Origin of the sequence: Streptomyces sp. NBC_01260 (genome assembly GCF_036226405.1) — a bacterium.
GTDB classification, from domain to species: domain Bacteria; phylum Actinomycetota; class Actinomycetes; order Streptomycetales; family Streptomycetaceae; genus Streptomyces; species Streptomyces laculatispora.
The window spans coordinates 1,206,708-1,227,912 of record NZ_CP108464.1 but is presented as its reverse complement, the minus strand read 5'-3'; the positions used below and the strand labels follow the sequence as shown (position 1 = coordinate 1,227,912).

The 21,205-nt window shown below is 70.2% G+C and carries 15 protein-coding genes; 7 read left to right on the top strand and 8 right to left on the bottom strand.

Translation table 11 applies throughout. From position 1 onward, the window contains the following. The first annotated feature begins 32 nt into the window (after positions 1-32). Together OG322_RS05430 and OG322_RS05425 are read left to right on the top strand one after the other, a co-directional pair. Positions 33-1,430 carry an 8-oxoguanine deaminase gene (locus OG322_RS05430; protein ID WP_329306122.1) on the top strand — a complete coding sequence of 466 codons (1,398 nt, stop codon included), beginning with the start codon at positions 33-35 and terminating at the stop codon, positions 1,428-1,430. 226 nt (positions 1,431-1,656) lie between these two features. Beyond that, a complete protein-coding gene (locus tag OG322_RS05425) occupies positions 1,657-3,105 on the top strand; it encodes a nucleobase:cation symporter-2 family protein (RefSeq protein WP_123463617.1) in 1,449 nt (482 codons plus the stop codon). Positions 3,106-3,184: 79 nt separating this feature from the next. On the opposite strand, the gene OG322_RS05420 is transcribed toward OG322_RS05425, so the two are convergent. The 4 genes from OG322_RS05420 to OG322_RS05405 all read right to left on the bottom strand — a co-directional run bounded on the left by OG322_RS05420 (position 3,185) and on the right by OG322_RS05405 (position 6,901). Beyond that, entirely contained in the window at positions 3,185-4,048 is an 864-nt protein-coding gene (locus OG322_RS05420; protein ID WP_329306121.1) for a chitosanase, read from the bottom strand. Between the two features lie 183 nt (positions 4,049-4,231). After that, positions 4,232-5,023: a chitosanase gene (locus OG322_RS05415; protein WP_123466259.1), complete on the bottom strand. Its 792-nt coding sequence runs from the start codon at positions 5,021-5,023 to the stop codon at positions 4,232-4,234. Positions 5,024-5,164: 141 nt separating this feature from the next. After that, positions 5,165-5,770 carry a TIGR03086 family metal-binding protein gene (locus tag OG322_RS05410; protein ID WP_329306120.1) on the bottom strand — a complete coding sequence of 202 codons (606 nt, stop codon included), beginning with the start codon at positions 5,768-5,770 and terminating at the stop codon, positions 5,165-5,167. A 69-nt stretch (positions 5,771-5,839) separates the two neighbouring features. Further along, positions 5,840-6,901 (bottom strand): amidohydrolase family protein, encoded by a 1,062-nt coding sequence (locus tag OG322_RS05405; protein WP_266410697.1) that lies wholly within the window; start codon positions 6,899-6,901, stop codon positions 5,840-5,842. A gap of 160 nt (positions 6,902-7,061) precedes the next feature. On the opposite strand from OG322_RS05405, the gene OG322_RS05400 reads away from it, so the two are divergent. The 4 genes from OG322_RS05400 (at position 7,062) to OG322_RS05385 (ending at position 13,483) form a co-directional block, all read left to right on the top strand. Then, positions 7,062-8,039 carry a fibronectin type III domain-containing protein gene (locus OG322_RS05400; protein WP_329306119.1) on the top strand — a complete coding sequence of 326 codons (978 nt, stop codon included), beginning with the start codon at positions 7,062-7,064 and terminating at the stop codon, positions 8,037-8,039. A gap of 91 nt (positions 8,040-8,130) precedes the next feature. Next, the gene (locus OG322_RS05395; protein ID WP_266410696.1) at positions 8,131-9,483 is read left to right on the top strand and encodes a M20/M25/M40 family metallo-hydrolase; all 1,353 of its coding nucleotides are present in this window, start codon (positions 8,131-8,133) and stop codon (positions 9,481-9,483) included. Further along, a complete protein-coding gene (locus OG322_RS05390) occupies positions 9,480-11,009 on the top strand; it encodes a YfcC family protein (protein ID WP_405699253.1) in 1,530 nt (509 codons plus the stop codon). Before OG322_RS05395 ends, OG322_RS05390 begins: the two co-directional genes overlap by 4 nt. Positions 11,010-11,191: 182 nt before the next feature. Beyond that, complete coding sequence (locus OG322_RS05385) at positions 11,192-13,483, top strand: glycosyl hydrolase family 18 protein (protein ID WP_329306118.1); 2,292 nt, start codon at positions 11,192-11,194, stop codon at positions 13,481-13,483. 61 nt (positions 13,484-13,544) lie between these two features. Here the strand turns inward: OG322_RS05385 and OG322_RS05380 are convergent, their stop codons facing one another. The 4 genes from OG322_RS05380 to OG322_RS05365 all read right to left on the bottom strand — a co-directional run bounded on the left by OG322_RS05380 (position 13,545) and on the right by OG322_RS05365 (position 19,343). Beyond that, positions 13,545-13,820, bottom strand: coding sequence for a hypothetical protein (locus OG322_RS05380; protein ID WP_123463628.1), 276 nt, complete (start codon positions 13,818-13,820; stop codon positions 13,545-13,547). Between the two features lie 219 nt (positions 13,821-14,039). Further along, on the bottom strand, positions 14,040-16,181 hold the full coding sequence (locus OG322_RS05375; RefSeq protein ID WP_329306117.1) for a UvrD-helicase domain-containing protein: 2,142 nt from the start codon (positions 16,179-16,181) through the stop codon (positions 14,040-14,042). Between the two features lie 58 nt (positions 16,182-16,239). Next, positions 16,240-17,502: an McrC family protein gene (locus tag OG322_RS05370; RefSeq protein ID WP_260146900.1), complete on the bottom strand. Its 1,263-nt coding sequence runs from the start codon at positions 17,500-17,502 to the stop codon at positions 16,240-16,242. 68 nt (positions 17,503-17,570) lie between these two features. Next, positions 17,571-19,343, bottom strand: coding sequence for a DUF4357 domain-containing protein (locus OG322_RS05365; RefSeq protein WP_123463630.1), 1,773 nt, complete (start codon positions 19,341-19,343; stop codon positions 17,571-17,573). A 586-nt stretch (positions 19,344-19,929) separates the two neighbouring features. Here OG322_RS05365 and OG322_RS05360 point away from each other — a divergent pair. Beyond that, a complete protein-coding gene (locus tag OG322_RS05360; RefSeq protein WP_329306116.1) occupies positions 19,930-21,147 on the top strand; it encodes a sigma-70 family RNA polymerase sigma factor in 1,218 nt (405 codons plus the stop codon). The last annotated feature ends 58 nt before the right edge of the window (positions 21,148-21,205 follow it).

Genomic DNA, 21,205 nt, shown 5'->3' with positions numbered 1-21,205 from the left:
TGCCCACATCGTTGATGAGAGAAGGAAGCACCATGGCAGCACAGGCAGCGCCCGAGCGCGTGGAACGCATCGTCATCGAGAACTGCTCGATCGCGACTGTCGACGCCGACGACACCGAGTACGCCTCGGGCCATGTCGTCGTCGCGGGCAACCGCATCGAGTCCGTCGGCGCCGGCCGGGCACCGGAGGGCCTGGAGAACGTCGTACGCCGGATCGACGGCACGGGCCATCTCGTCACGCCGGGGCTGATCAACACGCACCACCACTTCTACCAGTGGATCACCCGCGGCCTGGCCACCGACCACAACCTCTTCGAGTGGCTGGTCGCGCTGTACCCGACCTGGGCGCGCATCGACGAGCCGATGGCCCGCGCCGCCGCGCAGGGCTCGCTCGCCATGCTCGCCCGCGGCGGTGTCACCACCGCGATGGACCACCACTACGTGTACCCGCGGGGCTCCGGCGACCTGTCCGGCGCGATCATCGGCGCCGCCCGCGAGATGGGCGTACGGTTCACCCTCGCGCGCGGCTCCATGGACCGCAGCGAGAAGGACGGCGGGCTGCCGCCGGACTTCGCCGTGGAGACCCTCGAAGGTGCGCTCGCCGCCACCGAGGCGACGATCGACGCGCACCACGACGCCTCCTTCGACGCGATGACCCAGATCGCCGTCGCACCCTGCTCACCGTTCTCCGTATCCACCGAACTCATGCGGCAGGGAGCCGAGTTGGCCCGCCGCCGCGGAGTGCGGCTGCACACCCACGGCTCGGAGACCGTGGAGGAGGAGAAGTTCTGCCACGAACTGTTCGGCATGGGCCCGACCGACTACTTCGAGTCGACCGGCTGGCTCGGCGACGACGTGTGGATGGCGCACTGCGTCCACATGAACGACTCCGACATCGCCGCCTTCGCCCGCACGGGCACCGGCGTCGCGCACTGCCCGTCCTCCAACGCCCGGCTCGCCGCGGGCATCGCCCGGGTGCCGGACATGCTCGCCGCGGGCGTCCCGGTCGGCCTCGGCGTCGACGGCACCGCGTCCAACGAGTCCGGCGAGCTCCACACCGAACTGCGCAACGCCCTCCTCATCAACCGCCTCGGCCCGCACCGCGAACGCGCCCTGAACGCCCGTCAGGCCCTGCGCCTGGGTACGTACGGCGGGGCCCAGGTCCTCGGCCGCGCCGACCAGATCGGCTCCCTGGAGCCCGGCAAGCTCGCCGACCTGGTGCTCTGGAAGCTGGACACCATCGCCCACGCCTCCATCGCCGACCCGGTGACCGCCCTGATCTTCGGCGCCGCGGCCCCCGTCACCCTCTCCCTCGTCAACGGCAAGCCCGTCGTCGAGGGCAACCACCTCATCACCGTGGACGAGGACAGCATCGCCCGCGCCACCCGCGACGAGGCCCGGCGCCTCGCGCAGATCGCCGCCGGGGCCTGACAGCCCGGCGCCCCCGAACCGGCCGGCCGAGGGGGACGGCCCTCGACCGGCCGCCGTGGACCCGAGCGGGGTCCACGGCAACCGGTACGGGGGGCGCGTACTCAGACCTACGCGCCCCCCGTACCGCTGAACCGAGCTGCCCGCACCAGCTGCACGACCTGCACCAACGCACCACCTCCCTGATACCCACGTCGCCGCAGACGTGTACCCGACCGGAGGAACCGCCGTGGCAGCTACGCCCAGGTTTCGCAATGACGCAGACGCAGCACCCGGCCCCGACGACACGTCGGAGCCGGGCCGGACCGGCCGGAGCCATCCGGTCGACGAGACACTTCCCCCACTGAAGATGTTCACCAGCGGCCTCCAGCACGTGGCCGCGATGTACGCGGGTGTGGTGGCCCCGCCCATGATCGTGGGCCCCGCCGTGGGGCTCAGCCCGAAGGAGACCGCCTTCCTGATGGGGGCGAGCCTGTTCACCGCGGGCATAGCCACCCTGCTCCAGACCCTCGGCTTCTGGCGCATCGGCGCCCGGCTGCCGTTCGTCAACGGCGTCTCGTTCGCCGGGGTGACGCCCATGGTGGCGATAGGCAAGGACCGGGGACACGACGGCATCGCCGTCATCTTCGGCGCGATCATCGTCGCGAGCCTCCTCGGCTTCGTCCTCGCCCCCTACTTCTGCAAACTGGTCCGATTCTTCCCGCCCGTCGTCACCGGCACCGTCATCACGCTGATCGGTGTCTCCCTGCTGCCGGTCGCCTTCAACTGGTCCCAGGGCGGCAACGCCATGGCCGACGACTACGGTTCCACCACCAACATCATCATGGCGGCGGTCACCCTGGTGATCGTCCTCGCGCTGAGGAAGCTGCTGCGCGGCTTCCTCCAGCAGATCGCGATCCTGCTCGGACTCGTGGCCGGCACCCTCATCGCGATCCCGGTCGGCATCACCGACTTCGGCGCCATCAAGGACGCCGACCTGGTCGGTTTCCCCACCCCGTTCCACTTCGGGGCGCCGCAGTTCGAGATCGCCGCGATCGTCTCGATGTGCATCGTCATGCTGGTCTGCATGACCGAGTCGACCGCGGACATGCTGGCGCTCGGCAAGATCGTCGACCGTCCGGCCGACGAGCGGACCATCGAGGGAGGTCTGCGCGCCGACACCCTGGGCAGCGCCATCAGCCCGCTGTTCAACGGCTTCATGTGCAGCGCCTTCGCCCAGAACATAGGGCTGGTCGCGATGACCAAGGTCCGCAGCCGCTTCGTCGTCGCCGCGGGCGGGGGCATCCTCATCCTGCTCGGCCTGTTCCCGGTGGCCGCGTCCGTCATCGCGCTGGTACCGCTGCCGGTGCTCGGCGGCGCCGGCATCGTGCTCTTCGGCTCGGTCGCCGCGAGCGGCATCCAGACCCTGGCGACCGCCGCGCTTGAGAAGGGCGAGAACGCGCTGATCGTGGCCGCCGCCGTCGGCATAGGCCTGATACCGATCGCCGCGCCGGACTTCTACCACGCGTTCCCGAAGGACCTGCTCGTCGTGCTGGATTCCGGGATATCCACCGGGTGCGTCGTGGCGATCGTCCTCAACCTCGCCTTCAACCACCTGGGTCGGAAGGCGGAGGCCGAGGAGGATGCCGGGGCGGTGCACGAGGAGACGGTCGGCGCCGCCTCGGTGGGCGCGCACTGACGTAACGTCACAGCGCCGTGGCGCGTACGGACCCGCCCGCGAGGGGGAGCCGTACGCGCCACAGCCGTGCCCGGGACCGTCAGCCGATGTGGAAGCTGTCGCCGTACACCTTCCAGTCGAGCGGCGGGTTCAGGTTCAGATTGCCCTTCTTCAGGAAGACCCGCTGGGCGGTGTCCACGCGGCTGGTGTCCGAGTGGGCCTCCTCCTGCTGCATGGCCCAGACCCGCGCGTCCAGGAAGGCGTTGAGGTAGGTGACCTCGTTGCCGCCCTGGGCCGGCGGCTTCGCCTTCGCCAGGGCCCGCTTGCGGATGCTGCTGAAGCTCGTGCTGTCGCCGCCGTCGCCGTGCATGACGATGGCGTCGTAGTACGCGAACTGGCCGAGCGTGCCCAGTCCGTCGCTCTTGCCCCGGCTGACCGCCGGGTCGAAGTACACCCGGTCGCGCTCGTCGTTCTGCGCCTGCTGGAACGCAGGATCGCCGGCCGCAGTCTCCCAGGCCTTGGTGAAGCCCGGGTCGAGCCCCTTGTGCGAATCGGTGCCGTCCACCTTGCGCAGGGCCGGCAGGTACTTCGCGAGCGGGTTGCCGGGATCCCGCTTCGTGTACAGCTCCACGAGGTCGAGCATGTCGCCGGTTCCGGAGCAGAAGCCGATGATGCCCGCGGTGTAGCCGCGGCCGTCGTCGATGTCCTCGATGTACTTGTACTGGGACTTCCAGTCCAGCGAGGAGTTCTCCGCGCTGGAGACCAGTTGCATGGCGATGTCCTTCTTCGCCGGATCGTCGAGCCCGGTCGCGGCGGCCTCCTGGTGGTGGACGGCCGGCGGCGCGGGTGCGGTGCCGGCGAAGGCGGTGGCGGGAACAGCCGTGAGCGTCAGCCCGAGTGCGACGAGCGCGACGCGCAGGGTACGGGTGTTGCGACGTGCGGTGCGCTTGTGGGGAGCGTTCACCAGTCCTCCAAGGGAGTTCGTCGTTCCGATCCTTCTGTTAGGAAGCTTTCCTATCAGAGTCGAACGACTGTCGTACACCCCTGCGACGCATATGAGTTGGGAGTGGCCCGGGAAAAACCCGCACGCCCCGGACCGGGCACGCGGGGGCCTGGTCCGCGACCAGGGAACGGAGCGGCCGGCCGGCTACGTACTCTCGATCCGGTAGCTGTCGCCGTACACCTTCCACCTCAGTGGTGCCTCCAGGCCGAGTCTGCCCTCGCGCACGAACACCCGCTGAGCCGTCTCGACCCGGCTGGTGTCGGTGTGCGAGGGCTCCTTGCGCATCGCCGCGACCCGGGCGTCCAGGAACGCGTCGAGATAGGCCGCCTCGGCGCCGCCCCGCGAGGGGGCGCGGGCCTTTGCGAGCGCGTGCCGGCGCATCGTACGGAAGCCGACCGTGCCGTCCGCGTCGCCGGACCCGTGCATCACATAGGCGTCGTAGTAGATGAACTGGCCCAGCGCGCCGAGCCCGTCCGCCTTGGCCTGTGCGACCGCGGGGCCGAAGTACGACGCGTCCCGCTCGGCGTCCTGCGCCGACCGGAAGGCCGCGTCGCCGGCCGCATCCGCCCATGCCTCGGTGAACGGGCGGCCGAGCCCGGTGTGCGCGCCGGTGCCCTCCACCGCACGCAGCGCGGGGCGGAACCGCTCCAGCGGATTCCCGGGCCGGGCCTTCGCGTACCGCTCGACGACGCGTCGCATGTCGCCGGTTCCGGAGCAGAAGCCGATGATGCCCGCGGTGTAGCCGCGGCCGTCGCCGATGTCCTCGATGTACTTGTACTGGGACTTCCAGTCCAGCGAGGAGTTCTCCGCGCTGGAGACCAGTTGCATGGCGATGTCCTTCTTCGCCGGATCGTCGAGCCCGGTCGCGGCGGCCTCCTTGCCGTACGCGGTGTCCGGTCCGGCCCCCGAGCATCCGGAGAGCACGGCCGCGGCCATGACGAGGGCGGCGGCCGATGCGATCAGGGAACGCGTGCTGAGCTTCACCGCTCCAGCCTGCCAGGCCGGGGGAGCGGTCCTCACCCATTCACGGAGCGCTTCATCGGCTGACCGGCTGACCGGCTGCCCCGTGGCCGGGTGTCAGCCGCCCGGCTGCCAGTCGGGGCGCCGGCCGCTCCGGGCGACCGCCCGGTCCAGCAGCGGCGCGTCGTCCGGCACCGGGACCGGCGGGCCGAACGGCGAGCCGGCCGGAGGGCTGTCGCCCAGGGCGGCCAGCAGCGCCAGCGTGGAGTGCAGATGCGCCTCCTGTGCCCCGAACGGCTGCCCGGTCGACCTGGCCAGGTCCCAGCCGTGCAGCACCAGCTCGTTCAGCCCGACCATGCCCGCCACCTCACCCGGCAGGTCCACGCTGCCCGCCCGGCTCATGCCCTGCCAGGCGTCGGGGGAGCGCCAGGCGATGACCATCTCGTCGAGCGCCTCGGGCAGCGTGCTGCGCCAGTCGTCATCGAGCACCATCTCCGCCACCGAGGGCGCCGTGTCGGTCGTCGGCCCCAGCTCCTTGCGCGCGGCATCGCGGAAGGCCACGGCGAGCCCGCCGATGTGGGCGAGCAGGGCGCTCACCGTCACGCCGGGGCAGGGGGTCGGTGCGGACAGCCGCGTGTCATCGACTGCGTCGAGCAGCCCGGTGATCCGCCGGGCCGCGGGTTCCAGATCCTGCGAGGGAGCGGTCGTCGTCTCGTTGTCCATGCAGTGCAGACTCCCCCGGTGCCCCGAACTCATCGCCCGGCGACACACCAGGTGCCCCGGACTCCTCGCTCAGCGCACCACGCGCCCGCGCAGGACGATCCGGCTCGGGTGATCCAGCACCGCCGGATCGGTGGTCGGGTCGGTGGCGTACGCGACGAGGTCGGCCGGGGCCCCGTCCACGAGTCCCGGCAGCCCCAGCCAGGCCCGTGCCGTCCAGGACGCCGCACCCAGCGCCGCCTCGGCGGACAGTCCGGCCCGCGCCAGCCAGGACGCCTCGCCCGCGACCGTTCCGCAGGGGAAGGAGTCGGTGCCGGCCAGCACGGTGACGCCCGACTCGGCGGCGGCCCGCACATGGGCGAACATGGTCTCCCAGCCGGCCAGCCACAGATCGCGCCGCACGCTCGGCTCCCGTGCCCGCATCGCGTCCACGCCCCGGCCGAAGGCACTCAGCGTCGGCACGAAAGCGGTGCCCTGCGCGGCCATCCGATCCAGTAGCGCCGGGTCCAGATGCATCCCGTGCTCCAGGCTGTCGGCGCCCGCCAGCACGGCGTTGCGGCTGCCCTCGGCGGTCTGGCAGTGCACCGCCACCTTGCCGCCGACCGCGTGCACCGCGCTCACCACGCGGGTCAGCAGCGCGAGCGGCAGAGCGGGCTCGTCCGCGCGCCAGTCGCCGATGACCTTGCACCACCCGGAGGACGCGGCCGCCTCCTCCACCGCGGCCCTGACGAGGTCCTCCTCGCTGACATCCCGGCCGAAGCCGGGAAAGAACCGGCCGGGCGTGGCGAGCCACCGCCCCGCCGACGTCACCCGGGGCAGCTCCGGGTCCTTGTCCACCCAGGAGGGCATCCGGGCGGCCGTCCCGGGAGTGCGCACCGCGAGCACCCCGGCGTCCCGGTGCTGTTCCAGATGCCGGCGCAGCAACTCCTCGTCGAACGGGATGTCCAGCCCCTCGGCCCCAGGATGCGTATGCACGTCGACCAGACCGGGAAGCAGCCAGCCGCCGTCGACGACGGTCTCGGCGTGCCGCCCGGCGAAGCCGCCGGGCGGCATCCCCGCCCGCAGCACCTCTCCGTCGATCCAGAACGCCCGCTCCTCGCGCTCGGGGAGCACCACACCTCGTATGCACAGCATCGCCCGACCGTACGTCAGCCGGCCCCGCCCCGGCCGGAGTCCGATCGGGGTGCGGTGCACACCGGCACATTGCGGAACGTTCCGCTCCGTCCTCTTGTCGGCGACCCCCACGCCGTGCGATACAGGTCTGGACCATTGCTGCCGGACGGAAGGCAAGACCGTGCAACGCCCCCACGCACCCGCCGCGTTGGCCTGCTCAGCCGCCCTGCTCCTCGTCACACTCACCGCCTGCGGCTCCGAGGCAGAGGCCGACACCCGCAGCCCCACGACGCCGCGCGGGGTGACGGTGCAGGCCGGCAGTGCCACTTCCGCGCACGTGATGTGGGAGGCGGCCACCGACGACAAGGCCGTCACCGCGTACGAGATCTACCGCAAGGGCGAGAAGGTCAAGACCGTCCCGGCGGCCCGGGTGATGATCGACATCGACGGGCTGACCGCCTCGACCGCGTACACCTTCACCGTCCGTGCCCGCGACGCCGCCGGGAACCTCTCCGCGCCGAGCGCCGCCGCATCCGTCACCACGCCCGCCCCGACCCCGGCGGACCACGAGGCCCCGACCCGGCCGGTCAAGCTGCGCGGCAAGGCCGACGGCAGCCGGGCGGCGACGCTGTCCTGGGGCGGCTCCACGGACGACGTCGGCGTCACCTCGTACGACATCTACCAGGAGGGCTCGCGCATCCACAGCGTGCCCGGCACGCAGACCACGGCGCGTCTGACCGGGCTGCGGCCCGGCACGGCCTACACCTTCACCGTCCGCGCCCGCGACGCGGCCGACACCTCGTCGAAGGACAGCAACGCCTTCGACCTCACCACCGCGTCCGCCCCCGGCGCGCCCGCCTCCACCGCCCCCACCGACCTGCGGATCACCAGCACCGCCCAGGGCAAGGAGTACGCCGTCGACCTGGACTGGAAGCAGCCGGGGACCGGCGGTGGGATCCCGGCCTACCAGCTCTACCTGGACGGCCGGCTGACCACCACGATCGTCTGGGGAGGCAAGCCGCCCACGGGCCGGGCGAGCTACCGGCTCACCGTCAGCGACCCGCGCGGCACCCGCTACTCGATGAAGATCCGCGCCAGGCTCCCGGACGGGAAGTGGGGGGACTTCTCCGCCGCGCGGACGGTGGTGCTCGGCGGCTGACCAGCCCTCAGGCGTGCGAGGGGCCGCCCCATATGATCCATTTGATCCCAGAACCTCATTGACGGCCTCCACGAGGAACAGGGGATGGGCGATGGATCTGGGCTCCCGCGTCGACACACTGATGGACGGGCTCACCGCGGACCTGGTGCGGCTGACGGCCATTCCGTCCGTCGCGTTCCCCGGCTTTCCCGACGAGCCCGTGCGGCGGGCCCACGACCTCCTCGTGGACCTGCTGCGGGGCGCGGGCGTCGAACGCGTCGAGCGGCTCGACCTGCCGGACACCGCACCGGTCATCGTCGCCGAGGTGCCGCCGCCGACGCCGGACGCCCCGACCGTGCTGCTCTACGGCCACTACGACGTGCAGCCCCCCGGGGACGAGAGCCTGTGGCTCTCACCGCCCTTCGAACCCACCCCCGTGGAGGGCGGACTGCGCGCCCGGGGCATCGCCGACGACAAGTCGAACCTGATCGTGCACCTCGGCGTGCTGAGGGCGTACGGGGGCAGGCCGCCGACCGGCCTCAGAATCGTCCTGGAGGGCCAGGAGGAGTACGGCAGCGCCTTCGACGACTACCCGCCCACCGACCCCGCCCGCTTCGCCTGCGATGCGATGGTCATCGCCGACGTGGGAAACCTCCGCCCCGGCAGCCCCACCCTCACCACGGGCCTGCGCGGCGCCTCGGAGATCGTGGTCGAGGTCCGGACCCTGGACGAGCCCCGCCACAGCGGCGAGTTCGGCGGCGCGGCCCCCGATGCCCTGCTCGCCCTGCTCAAGGCGCTTGCCACCCTGCACGACGTGCACGGGGACGTCGCCGTCGAGGGCCTGCGCCGCGAGGAGTGGAGCGGCACGACGTACACCGAGGAGGAATTCCGCACCCTCGCCGGGGTCCGCGACGGGATGCCGCTCATCGGCTCCGGCAGCCTGGGCGAGCGGCTGTGGAGCGGACCCGCCGTCACCGTCGTCGGCATCGACGCCCCGGGCGTAGACCGTGCGGCCTCCGCCGTCGTCCCGTACGCCAGGGCCAAGCTGAACCTGCGCTTCCACCCGGAGCAGGACCCAAGACAGGCGCAGGGGCTGCTCGTCACCCATCTGGAGTCATTGCGTCCGTTCGGAATCCCGCTCACCGTCACCCCGGGCGACACCGGCCCCGGATTCGAGCCCGCGACCGGTGGCCCCGCCTACCGGGCCGCGCTGACGGCCCTGCGCGAGGGCTGGGGCGCAGAACCCGCGTTCGTCGCCGGCGGCGGCTCGATCCCGCTCGTCAACGGCCTGGCCAAGGCAGTGCCCGGCGCCGAGATCCTGCTCTTCGGCGCACAGGACAGCCTGTGCAATCTGCACGCGCCCAACGAGCGGGTCCTCTTCTCGGAACTCCGCTCGGCCGTCATCGCCGAGGCGGCGTTCCTGCGGGAGTACGCGGCCGCGCACCGCGGCGGGAGCACCACGTGAGCACGCTGGACACCGGGGCCCCGCCGGGGGAGAAGCCGCCGGCCGGAAGGAAGTTCGTCTTCCCCAGTGCCCTGACCGTGCTGGTCGTCGTCACGCTCGCGGTCTGGGCCGTGGCCTTCCTGATCCCGTCCGGCGCGTACGACCGCACCAAGGGCGGTGCGCCGATCCAGGGCACGTACCACCGCGTCGACTCCGGCCAGAGCGTCGTCGACCGGCTGAACGACCTCTTCCTCTCGCCCGTCAACGGCCTGTACGGGGTGCAGGACGCCAGGACCGGCCAGGTCGGCCCGGACCTGGCCGGCGAACTGTACGGCAGCGCGGGCGTGTTCCTCTTCGTCATCGCGATCGGCGCGTTCATCACCGTCGTCTTCGCCACCGGCGCGCTCGACCTCGGCATCGGCCGCCTCGCCCACCGGCTGCGCGACCGCGGCGCACTGCTCATCGCGGGCGTGATGCTCGTGTTCTCGCTGCTCGGCACGGTCGAGGGCTTCGCCGAGGAGACCCTCGGCTTCTACGGGCTGATCGTCCCGCTGATGCTGGCCCTCGGCTACGACCGCATGGTCGCCACCGGCACGATCATCCTCGGCGCGGGCGTCGGCGTGCTCTGCTCCACGGTCAACCCGTTCGCCACCGGGGTCGCCTCCGCGGCCGCCGACATCTCGCTCGGCGACGGGATCGTGCTGCGGGCGGTGATGTGGGTCGCCCTGACGGCGGTGACGATCACCTACGTCATCCGGTACGCCAAGCGCGTCCGCGAGGACCCGGGCCGGTCGCTCTCCGGCTTCCTGCCCGGCGACCGCGAACAGGCGGCGGCCGACGCGGGCGAACCCCCCGAACTCACCCCGCTCCACCGCGTGGTCCTGGTCCTGGTCGGCCTGACCTTCACCTTCATGATCTTCTCGGTGGTCCCGTGGTCCAGCGCCCTGACGGGGGAGGCGGACGCCACCCCGTACGGCTTCGAACTGGGCTGGTCCTTCCCGCAGCTGGCCGCGCTCTTCCTGGTCGCGGCCGTCCTCGTCGGCATCGTGGCCCGGTTCGGGGAGCAGAAGATCAGCGCGACGGTCGTCCAGGGGGCCGCCGACTTCATCTCGCCCGCACTGGTCATCGTGCTGGCCCGCGGGGTCACGGTCATCATGAACAACTCCCGGATCACCGACACCGTCCTGCACTCCATCGAGGGTCTGGTCTCCGGCACCTCCTCCGCGCTGTTCGCCATCGCCGTGTTCGTCGTCAACCTCCCGCTGGCGTTCCTGATCCCGTCCACCTCCGGCCACGCGACCCTGGCCATGCCGATCCTGGCCCCGCTGGCCGACTTCGCGGGCGTCTCGCGCGCGGTCGTCGTCACGGCCTGGCAGGCGGCCAGCGGCTGGATGAACCTGTGGGTGCCCACGACGGCGGTCACGATCGGCGGGGTGGCGCTGGCCAAGGTGGGATACGACAGGTACCTGCGCTTCGTCTGGCCGCTGCTCGCCGTTCTGGCGGTGCTGATCTGCGCGTTCGTCGCGCTGGGGGCGGTGGGGACGTGAGAGGCGGAACGAGGCGGGGGCCGCGGGTGCGGCCGGGGTGCGGGCGGCCGGCCGACCGCAAGTGGTCTGTACCTATTGACGGGATGGTCCAGACCAATTAGCTTCCCCTGTGCTCCATGGAACGAAGGACACCAGCTCCCCCCTCAGGACCTCCTCACGGGTCCCTGCCACAAGGGAGAACCATGTTCGAGCACATGCCTCTCCGACGGAGAACGGTGACCGCGCTGGTCGCCGCCCTCGCCCTCCTACTCGCCCTGCTGTCCCTCCAGGCCACCCCCGCGCACGCGGCGGGCAAGCTGACGGCCGCTTTCACCTCGGCCGACAACGGCCCCTGGTGGAAGGGGACGTACATCCTGCGCAACGACACCGACACCGCCGTCACCGGCTGGAGCCTCGAATTCGATCTGCCGGCCGGGGTCACGATCGACAGCTCTTACAACGGCACCGTCACCACGCAGGGCCGCCACATCACCGCGGTCAACGCCCACTACAACGGCACGGTCGCCGCGCACAGCACCACCGAGCCGTACAGCTACTGGTTCGTCGCCACCGGGCCGATCACCGCGCCGACCGGCTGCCGGATCAACGGCGACAAGTGCGACGGCTCCGCGGACGCCCCGCCGGGCGCACCCGGCGGGCTGAAGCAGACCGATGTCACCGCCCGTACCGCCTCGCTGTCCTGGACGGCCGCCACGGCGGGGGACTTCCCCGTGGCGTCGTACGACATCCTGGCGGGCGGCAAGGTGCTCGGCACGGCCACCGCGGCCACGACCGCCACGGTCACCGGACTCACCCCCGCCACCGCCTACTCCTTCACCGTCCGGGCCAAGGACACCCGGGGCAACACCTCCGCCCAGAGCGCCCCGCTGACCGTCACCACCGTCGACCCGGCCACCGACACCTCCCCGCCGACGGCCCCCGGCGCCCTGCACTCCACCGCGGCCGACTCCTCGTCCGTCACCCTGGCCTGGACCGCCTCCAAGGACAACCAGCGGGTCGCCGCGTACGACATCTACCGGGGCGCCACCCTGGCCACCACGGTCTCCGGTACCACGACCACCGCGACCATCGGCGGGCTGTCCCCCTCGACCTCGTACACCTTCACCGTCAAGGCACGCGATCCCGCGGACAACGCCTCGCCGGCCAGTAACACCCTCACAGCGAAGACCGCCGACATCGTCGGCGCCGGCAACTACGCGAAGGTCGGCTACTTCGTCCAGTGGGGCATCTACGGCCGCCAGTACTTCGTGAAGAACCTCCAGACCTCCGGGGCCGCCGACAAGCTCGACATCGTCAACTACGCCTTCGCCAACATCGACCCCAACAACCTCACCTGCCTGAACGGCGTCACCAAGGGCACCACCGCCGACCCCGAGGACCCCGAGCAGGGAACCGGCGCCGGTGACGCCGATGCCGACTACACCCGCCCCTTCAGCGCAGCCCAGTCGGTGGACGGCGTCGCGGACGACGGCTGGGGCAAACTGCGCGGCAACTTCAACCAGTTGAAGAAGCTGAAGAAGCTCCACCCGAACCTGAAGATCGTGGTCTCGCTCGGCGGCTGGACGTACTCGAAGTACTTCTCCGACGTGGCGGCCACCGACGCGGCCCGCAAGAAGTTCGTCTCCTCCTGCATCGACATGTACATCAAGGGCAACCTGCCCGAGTACGGCGGCGCGGGGGGCCCCGGCACCGCGGCCGGCATCTTCGACGGCTTCGACATCGACTGGGAGTGGCCGGGCACCGGCACCGGGCACCCCGGCAACCACTACTCGCCGAACGACAAGAACAACCTCACCCTGCTGCTCGCCGAGTTCCGCAAGCAGATGGACGCGCTCGGCGGCGGCCACCGCCTGCTCACGGCCTTCACCCCCGCCGACCCGCAGAAGATCGGTGACGGCTGGGACCTGAGCAAGGTCTTCGACTCCCTCGACGTGGCCAACGTCCAGGGGTACGACTTCCACGGCTCCGGCAGTGACAACTCCTGGGAACCGAACCGCACCGGCCACCAGGCCAACCTCTACAACGACGACCAGGACCCGTACAACTTCCACTTCAGCGCGGACACCGCGATCAAGGCGTACACGGACGCGGGCGTCGAACCCCGCAAGCTGACCCTGGGCATCCCGTTCTACGGCCGCGGCTGGCAGAACGTCGCCGACGGCGGTGCGGCGGGCGAATGGCAGTCCGCGGGCGGAGCCGCCCCCGGCCAGTTCGCCGAGGAGGCCGGCACCCGCGGCTACTCCAACCTCATCGGCGCCTACCCGACGATGACGGTCCATCACGACGCGCAGTCGGTCTCCACGTACGGCTACACCGGGAACCAGTGGTGGTCCTTCGACGACACCTGGTCCATCGGCAAGAAGACGGCCTATGTGAAGGACAAGGGGCTGCTCGGCGTCATGGTCTGGGAGATGTCGGGGGACACCCCGCAGGGGACCCTGCTGGGTGCGCTCGACACCGGTCTGAAGAAGTAGCCGTTCCCCACGGCCGGTCCGCTGAGTCCCGCCGGACCCCGCGGACCGGCCACCCGCCGCGTCACAGGATGATGCGGTCCCGCACCAGTCGCAGACAGTCCTCGTCCCCGGCCGGCAGCTCCTCGCCCGCCGGCCAGGGGTGCACGGTCAGCGTCAGATGGGTCAGATAGCCGTAGGGCCCGCCGTCCTCGCGCGGGGCGAGCACGACCCCGTGCTCGCCCATGCGCCATATCCGGCACCGCAGATGAGGCCCAAGACCGAGCCAGTCGTTGGCACGAAGGGTGCGCAGGGGTGGACCGAGCTCGGCGGCGACGGCCTCCGCCGCCCGGTCGAGCACGGCCTCGCAATCCGCCTCGGCGGGCTCCTCGAGCAGCTCCCAGCCCGGCAGCGCGGCCCAGTCCCCGATCAGCTCGACGAGCGAGTCGTGCCCGTACTCATCGGGATCCGGGGGATCGATGGGATACGCCTCGCCGAACGTCAGGATCAGGGTGGACTCCGGGTCGCCCAGCGGGGCCGGTATCCGGCGTCGGACGCGAGGCGTACTCGGAACGCGCCGCTAAGCGCCTACAGCCACCGGGATGAACTCGCTTGCCTTCCCGCTCCACGACACCCTTAGCACCTCCCGGGCGCGCGTACAGGCGACGAACAGTAGGCAGCGTTCGCGAAGGATGTCGCCCTCGTGCTGAAGCCAATCCACCTCGGCGGGTGTGATCTCCCGAGCGAACGGCATCACACCCGCCGAGACGCCGAGCACGGCGACCGCACGGAACTCCAGCCCCTTCATGGCATGCATCGTCGCAAGGCGTACACCCTCTGAGCCGGGCGGAATCGACCCCTTGACCCGTGTGACGGGAATCCCGGCCATCCGTAGGTGGTCCGCGGCCTTGTCGAGGGTCAGGTTGAACCGTGCGCTGACCCCGATCTCGGCCGGTGCCACGCCGTCTGCGATCCACTCCTGAATCCGTTCTGCCAGCGCCGATGCCTCATCCTGCTGGCTCGCGCAGCCCACGGCCTCCGGGCGGCGGCCGTGCAGCAAGGAGCGGTAGCCGGCGAGTGAATCATTGCCCTCGCCGTCCATCGCCTCCACCGTCACCGGTGCCAGGAGTCGTGCCGACCAGGAGAGAATCTCCTCTGTGGAACGGTAGTTGACGCGAAGCCGGAAACTGCGGCCGGCGGTCTGCACCCCGAGAGACCCGAGCGTGACGCGGGAATCGTAGATCCGCTGATGAGGATCGCCGGTGAGGAAGAGATCGTCCGGTCCGGCCGCGACGGCTTCACGCAGCACCCGCCATTGAGCGGGGTGCAGGTCCTGCGCCTCGTCGACGACGATGTGCCGGTACGCCGGGCCGTGCTCGCTCAGCAGTTCGGCAGCGCGGGCGCACACGCTCAGGTGCGTGGTCTCCCCCCGCTCCTGCAGTAGCCGCTCGAATTGTTCGACAGCTTCCCACACCAAATTCCGCCGTCCGGCCCCGAGAGCCGTGCCGCGACCGCGGCGCGAGACCGAGAGGTAGGAAGCGAGATCGCGGACGTCCTGCCCGAGGACGATGTGCCGGTACTCCTGCGCCAGGAACTGCTCGCTGAACGGCAGCCGGAGACGCTTGACGACCTTGCCCCACAGCTGCCGCTGTACTCGGTCACCGACGGGCTGTGCGGGCCGCGCGTCATGGTTTCGGACGACCGTGCTCGCGAACGCGTCGACGGTGGTGATGTCGACGCGCTTCAGTAGATCCTGGTCGTCGTCCAGGAGCAGCGCGAGGTTCTCGCGCAGGCCGGCGGCCAGAGCGTTGGTGAATGTTGTCAGGAGAACACGACTCCCGTCGGCACGCCCGAGCAGGTGCTTGACGCGATGCAGGGCGGCGACCGTCTTGCCTGTCCCCGGGCCGCCGGTGACCTGCACCGGACCACCGTAGGAAGTGCGGTAGGCGACGCGGCGCTGCGACGGGTGGAGGAAGACGCGCCACGCGGCGAACGGCTTGTCCAGCACCTCTGCGAGCTCCTGCGGCCCGGTGACGAGCCGGATGCGTGCGGAGGTGTTCGCGATCACGGTCGCGAGGTCCTCGACCGGCTCCGCGGGCGCGTCGACCGGCCGGCGTACGGCGACGACGTCCCGGTAGACCTCGTCGGGGCCGAACCCTTCGGCGAGGTACTGCAGCACTTCCAGCTGGTCCTCGGGCAGAAGTGTGGCGAACGCCTCCAGCTGTGCTTTGTCCGCAATCGAACGGACCGCGCGCAGTACCTGATGATCGATGCCGAGTTCGCGCAGCGCGCCGTCCGACACCTTCGCGAAGAGTAGTTCCGGCGCCGTACGCGCGGCCTCCTCGTACAGAGGCGTCAGCTGGTCGAGCGCGACCGCGTTGCGGACTTCCAGGGCGCGCGTCGCGGTGTTCGCGCTGTAGAGGCGCTTGGCCGCCCAGCTGTACGCGTCGTCATGCGGAAGAACGTTCACCAGCAGGAAGACGTCACTGCCGTCGTCCGGGGCGAGGACGACTCCACGCCAGAAGTCGCTGATCCGGATGGTTCGCATCCGCGGGTCGCGGGCCCGCTCGACACTCTCCAGGTGGAGACCCTTGTCGGCGTTGAGTTCGGCGACGGTCAGGGCCTGGAACTTGGCCATCGCCTTGCGCACACCAGCACGGATCGGCTTCTCCAGACTGTCGTATCCGTCCCAGAAGCTATTGGCGAATGCGAGACGTGGCATCAGATTCCCCCCGGTGTGTGTGAACACGGATCATGCACGTGGAGCGTGTACCCGTAGATCATTGTTGATGGTGATCGGCCGCCAGGCGGGCGGCCAAGGCCCTGAACGTGTCCAGCAATTCGGCCGGATCACGGTCCAGGTCCAGCACGTGCTGGTACAGGCGCACGCTTCCGTAGCCGCCCGGCCGGCCGCTGCCGCGCACCTCGTGGAACCGCTCTCCGTGCTGTCCGGCGGCGTACACCAGGTGCCCCTCGCGCAGGCCGAGAACAGTGCAGTAGGCAAGCATCTGGTACAGGTCCGCGCTCGGGTACGAGCCGGTCTTATCCGTCTTGTACTTGGCGTCGACGACCGCGACCGGGGTACGCCCGTCCGGCCGGTGGACGACCAGGTCCGGGCGCATCCGGACTTTGCAAGCGGTGTCGAGGTGATGCGGGTCTTGGAGCCGTCCGGTGAACCCGTGCTCACGGACGGCCTCGCGCAGGGCCCCGGTGACGAAGTCCTCGAAGAGGACGTTCATGTCGAAGAGGAACCCATCGAGGGAAAGTCCACCGGCCCGGTGCTCGGGCGATGTGCCGCGGAGAACTGCCTCGGAGAGCCGCAGCGCGGGCTGGTAGCGGGCGTTGAGCCGGGAGGGCGTCCACTCGGGCAGGTCCCGGCCTCGGATCAGTGGCGCGGCATCGGCGAGCCGCACCCGTTGATGGCCCAGCCGCCGCCGCACGTCGCCGGGGACGTCAGGAAGCCGGAGCAGAGCTTCGCAGGCCGCGCGCAGGATCCGGTTCTCCGGGGTGTCCGCGGTGTAGGCGTCGTACGTGATCTCGACCGGCGGGGTCCGGCCGAAGTGACGCCGGATCTGCTCCGCCTCGCGGACCCGCCCACGTAGGACCAGCGCCGACTCCTCCACCCGCTGGTAGCCCTGAAGGAGCCCTTGGCGCAAAGCACGGTCGATCTGCCGCTCCACGGCGTACGCGAGTGCGGGCACGACGTCCTCGTGCGCGCCGATGTCGACGGTGCCGTCGCGCTCCTGCCGCCAGGCCCGTGCGGGGTCGAGGCTGAAGCCGAGGAGAAAGAACAGGCGACGGACGGGGGTCTTCGGCACGATGCGCAGCGTCACTGCATCGTGCGCCCGGGTGGTCGGGACACGCGGGGCGGCGACCGGGAGGCGGATGGCCCCGACGCGGCTGCCTGCCCGCAGGAGCCAGTTGCCGGGTCGTTCGGGATCGGGGGTGGCGCTCTTCAGCACGCCGGAGACGGCCAGTGCGCGACCGGTGACGGCGTCGAGCGGGATGGAGCGGGCCGTGGCGTGCTCGCGCAGCGTGATCAACAGGCCCGAGCTGGCGGGGCGGCGCGATGATGCCGCTGAAGTGGCACAGCCTGCGCTCCTCAGAGTGTTCACCCCTGTGCCTTCCGCAGGGCGTCGAGCCCGTACCGGTCCTCGACGTCGATGCCCTCGCCGTAGTGGTACTCGTTCAGCAACGGAAGGATCTTCGTCCGCCACGTGCGATCGAGACCCCCGGTCCGATAGGCGCCGGGCTTCATCAGGTACGAAGGGCCGATGGCGAAGTCGGGGTCTGCCAGACGGTTGTTGAGGGTGTCGAGGAGGCGGGCGGGCTCGTCGTCCTTGCCTTCGCGCTCAAGCCAACGGGCCAGCAGTCCGCGCGTCGGTTCGGTGCGGGGGGAGAGCTCTATGAAGGCGAACCGGCGGCGCATCGCGGCGTCGACGAGAGCGATGGAGCGGTCGGCGGTGTTCATGGTGCCGATCACGAACAGGTTGGGCGGCAGGGCGAAGTCGTCCCCGGAATAGGTGAGGCGGACCGTCTTCTTGCGGTACTCCAGCAGGAAGTACAGCTCGCCGAACACCTTGGCCAGATTGGCGCGGTTGATCTCATCGATGATCAGGAAGTACGGGATGTGCTTGTTTCCGTCTCGCGACGCGAGGTCGGCGAGCTCACGCAGCGGGCCGGCGTTCAGTCGGAACGCGACCTCGCGGGTCTCCGGATCCTCGACGGGACGAAACCCCTCGAAGAAGTCCTCGTACGCGTACGACGGGTGGAACTGCACCAACTTGACCTGCTCGGCGCCGCCCCCGAAGTGCTCGGCGAGCTTCATCGCCAGGTAGGTTTTGCCGGTTCCAGGCGGCCCGTAGAGAACCAACTGCCGTTCGTCCCAGAGAAGGTCTCGTACTTCGTCGAGCCAGGCCCGGTCGTGGATCAGGAGTTCCGAGGCGAGAGCATCCGTGACCGGGGGCAGTGCCAGTTCCTTCGCCAGCGCCGGGGGTACTTCCTCGTCTGCGACCGGGGCAGCAGGGGCGCCGAGCGTGGCGAGTGAATCCGCGACGGAGGTCAGATCTACGACGTCGTGCTGCACGGAGAGCTTCTGCTGCAGTTCTTCCGGCAGTTCGTCGTACGGATGCCCCTCAGGCTGCCATGAGACGGTGCGCCGCAGGTTGGTCAGACCGCCGGGGGAGTCGGTCTGCTGGGCCTCGCCGGTGATCTGCCCGAGATGGAGCTGCCCCTCGGACAGGGTGGTGAGGGTGTCTCCGACGCGCATCTGCGTCAGGAAGGCGTGCAGGTCGTCGACCAGGCCACGCTTCTGACTGTAGGAGGCGGTGCCTTCGTAGCCGTCCTCGACGTATCGGCGCAGGCTGCTCTTCGTCGGGTCCTGCTCATCCAGTGGCGGCAGGTGGGCGCCGGACAGGGAGACAAGCCCTTCGCTCAGCCACATCCGATGCACAAGATCCCTGCCGGACACGTTGGAACCGCGCACCAGCCAGGACTTGCGCGGCGCGCGCCAGCTCGGGGTGAGGTAGTCCGAGAGCGGATGGCCGGAGGCGTCCCGCCACGCCTCCGGGCCGCTCACGCCGTAGCCGATGACGAGTGAGGCGGCGGCGGAGGCGGAGTTGCATTCGATGTCCCGGGTCGCCAGCCAGTACCGGCTCACGTCGTCGGGGGCGTCGGTGAGGGAGCCGTCGGCGCGGAGTGCGGTCCGCTGCCGACGGGTGTGGTCGCTCAGGCCGGGCCATTCGAGGGCGCTGACAGGTGACCCCCGGCGTACCAGAAACCTGAGGGAGCCGTTGTTCCCGAATTCGGTGAGGAGGCATCCGTGCGCGGTGGGACCGCCGCCGGGAAGCTTGAGGCGGAACTCGGGGTAGTCCGGGTGCTGCATGGAGGGCGGCCTTCCGTGCGACGAGGGCGGGCTTGCGAGCAGTGTATCCGTTGACGGTGCTAACGGCTTCAATTTCCACACGTGGGCGAGACTATGCGTCAGGCGTGCTCCAACTGCGCCCTGCGGGTCATTGCTGGCTGGGATCGCACTCGAGATTGGGTGCGGAGGAGGGAGCTTTCCGGAAGGTTCTGTTGACGTTGTAAACGGGTCGACTCTAGAGTAAGGCACGCCAACCCGCTCTCTTCGTAGCGGTGAGGAAGGCTCTGGATGTCAGGGGTGCGTAATGGGTGGGGACCTGGGCACGGAACGGCAGGCCATCGCTGCGGAGTTGCCCTCCGTCATCGAGCGGCTGAAGAGTTGTGCGACCCGTGCGGGCGTGGTGAGTCAGCGGGTCTTCGTCGCGGAGGCGGCCCTCCTCGGGCTCACGTCGGATGAACAGCGACGGGGTCTCCGTAGCGGCCTGGCCGCCGAGGGGATTCGCGTGAGGTCGCCGCGTCGAACGCTCGAACCGAAATCTCAGATCGCCTCCAAGCCCTCCGGTGTGGTGAGGCCATCATCTTTGCCCCGGACGGCCAAGACCGAGCCGGTGGCCGCACCCGTACTGCCCTCGCTCGTGCCTTCCGAGGCGGCCAAGCGCCTGGCGTCGGCCCGTCGCATGCTGGCGCGCTACGCCGACTCCGGCGGCACGGTCAGCAGGCTCGCCCGCGACGGCGTCGCGCGGCTGCACGGGCTCAGCGCCGCCGACACACAGGGACTGACCGCGGACTTCCCGGTGACGCGACCGCTCCCGGTTCGTTCCGGAACCGTGTCCCCGGTCGCTTCGGCGTCCCCCAAGCCGTCGAGCGGCAAGAAGCGGGACAGAGTGTCTGTCTCCGCGCTGGAGGCACAGCATGAGGGTGCCGTCCGTGCGGCCCGGGCCGCACTGGAGGAGGACCGGTGGTGTCGGGATCGTTACAAAACGCTACTGAAAGCGGAAGAGGAGGTGGGGCTCGCCGTCCTCCTGCGCGGAGGTACCGGGGACCTTGGCCGTGACGTTCCAAAAGAGGAGATCGCTGGGCTTTCGCGCACCGGTGAGCGGTGGCGCGCATATGAGTGCCTGGTCCTCCACAACCAGCGGTTGGCGTGGAAGATCGCCCGTCATTACGAGGGGCGTGGACTCGACGGTGATGATCTCGACCAGCATGGGATGTTCGGACTGCTGCGCGCGGCCCGGAAGTTCGACGGCTCCAAGGGCTTCAAATTCTCCACCTACGCGACGTGGTGGATCAAGCAGAGCATCAGCCGCGCCATCGCCGACGAAGGCACCACGATCCGGATTCCCGTGTACATCCATGAGCGTGTCAGCAAGGTCGCCAACGCCGAGCGCAATCTCCTGAACGAAGGCCGCCCCAGGACCGTCGACAACGTCGCCTACGCCACGGGCCTGACGTTCGTCCAGGTGGAGGAGGTACGCAGGATCAGCCGCCCTACCGACTCGTTGGACCGAATCATCGGCGACGACACGGCATTGGGAAACCTCATCATCGGGCCGAGCCGGCTTCCCGGACCGCTTGTCGTGCTGCTCCGCAAGGAGCTTCAGGCGCGCGTGCGGCTGGCGTTGGAGGGCCTGGTCGAGCGGGAGCGGCACATCCTCATTCGAAGGACCGGCCTCGACGGTGACGAGCCGGCCACGTTGGAGGAGCTCGGAGTGGTCTTCGGTGTCACTCGCGAACGTATCCGGCAGGTCGAGTCGAAGGCGAAGGCGAAGTTCCGCGGGCAGGCGATTCGCCTCGGATTGGCGCCGTCACATCGCGCGCTCCGCTGAACGCGCACACCCCGCTTGTCGGCACCGGCTCTCACCACGAACATCACATCGAAGGATC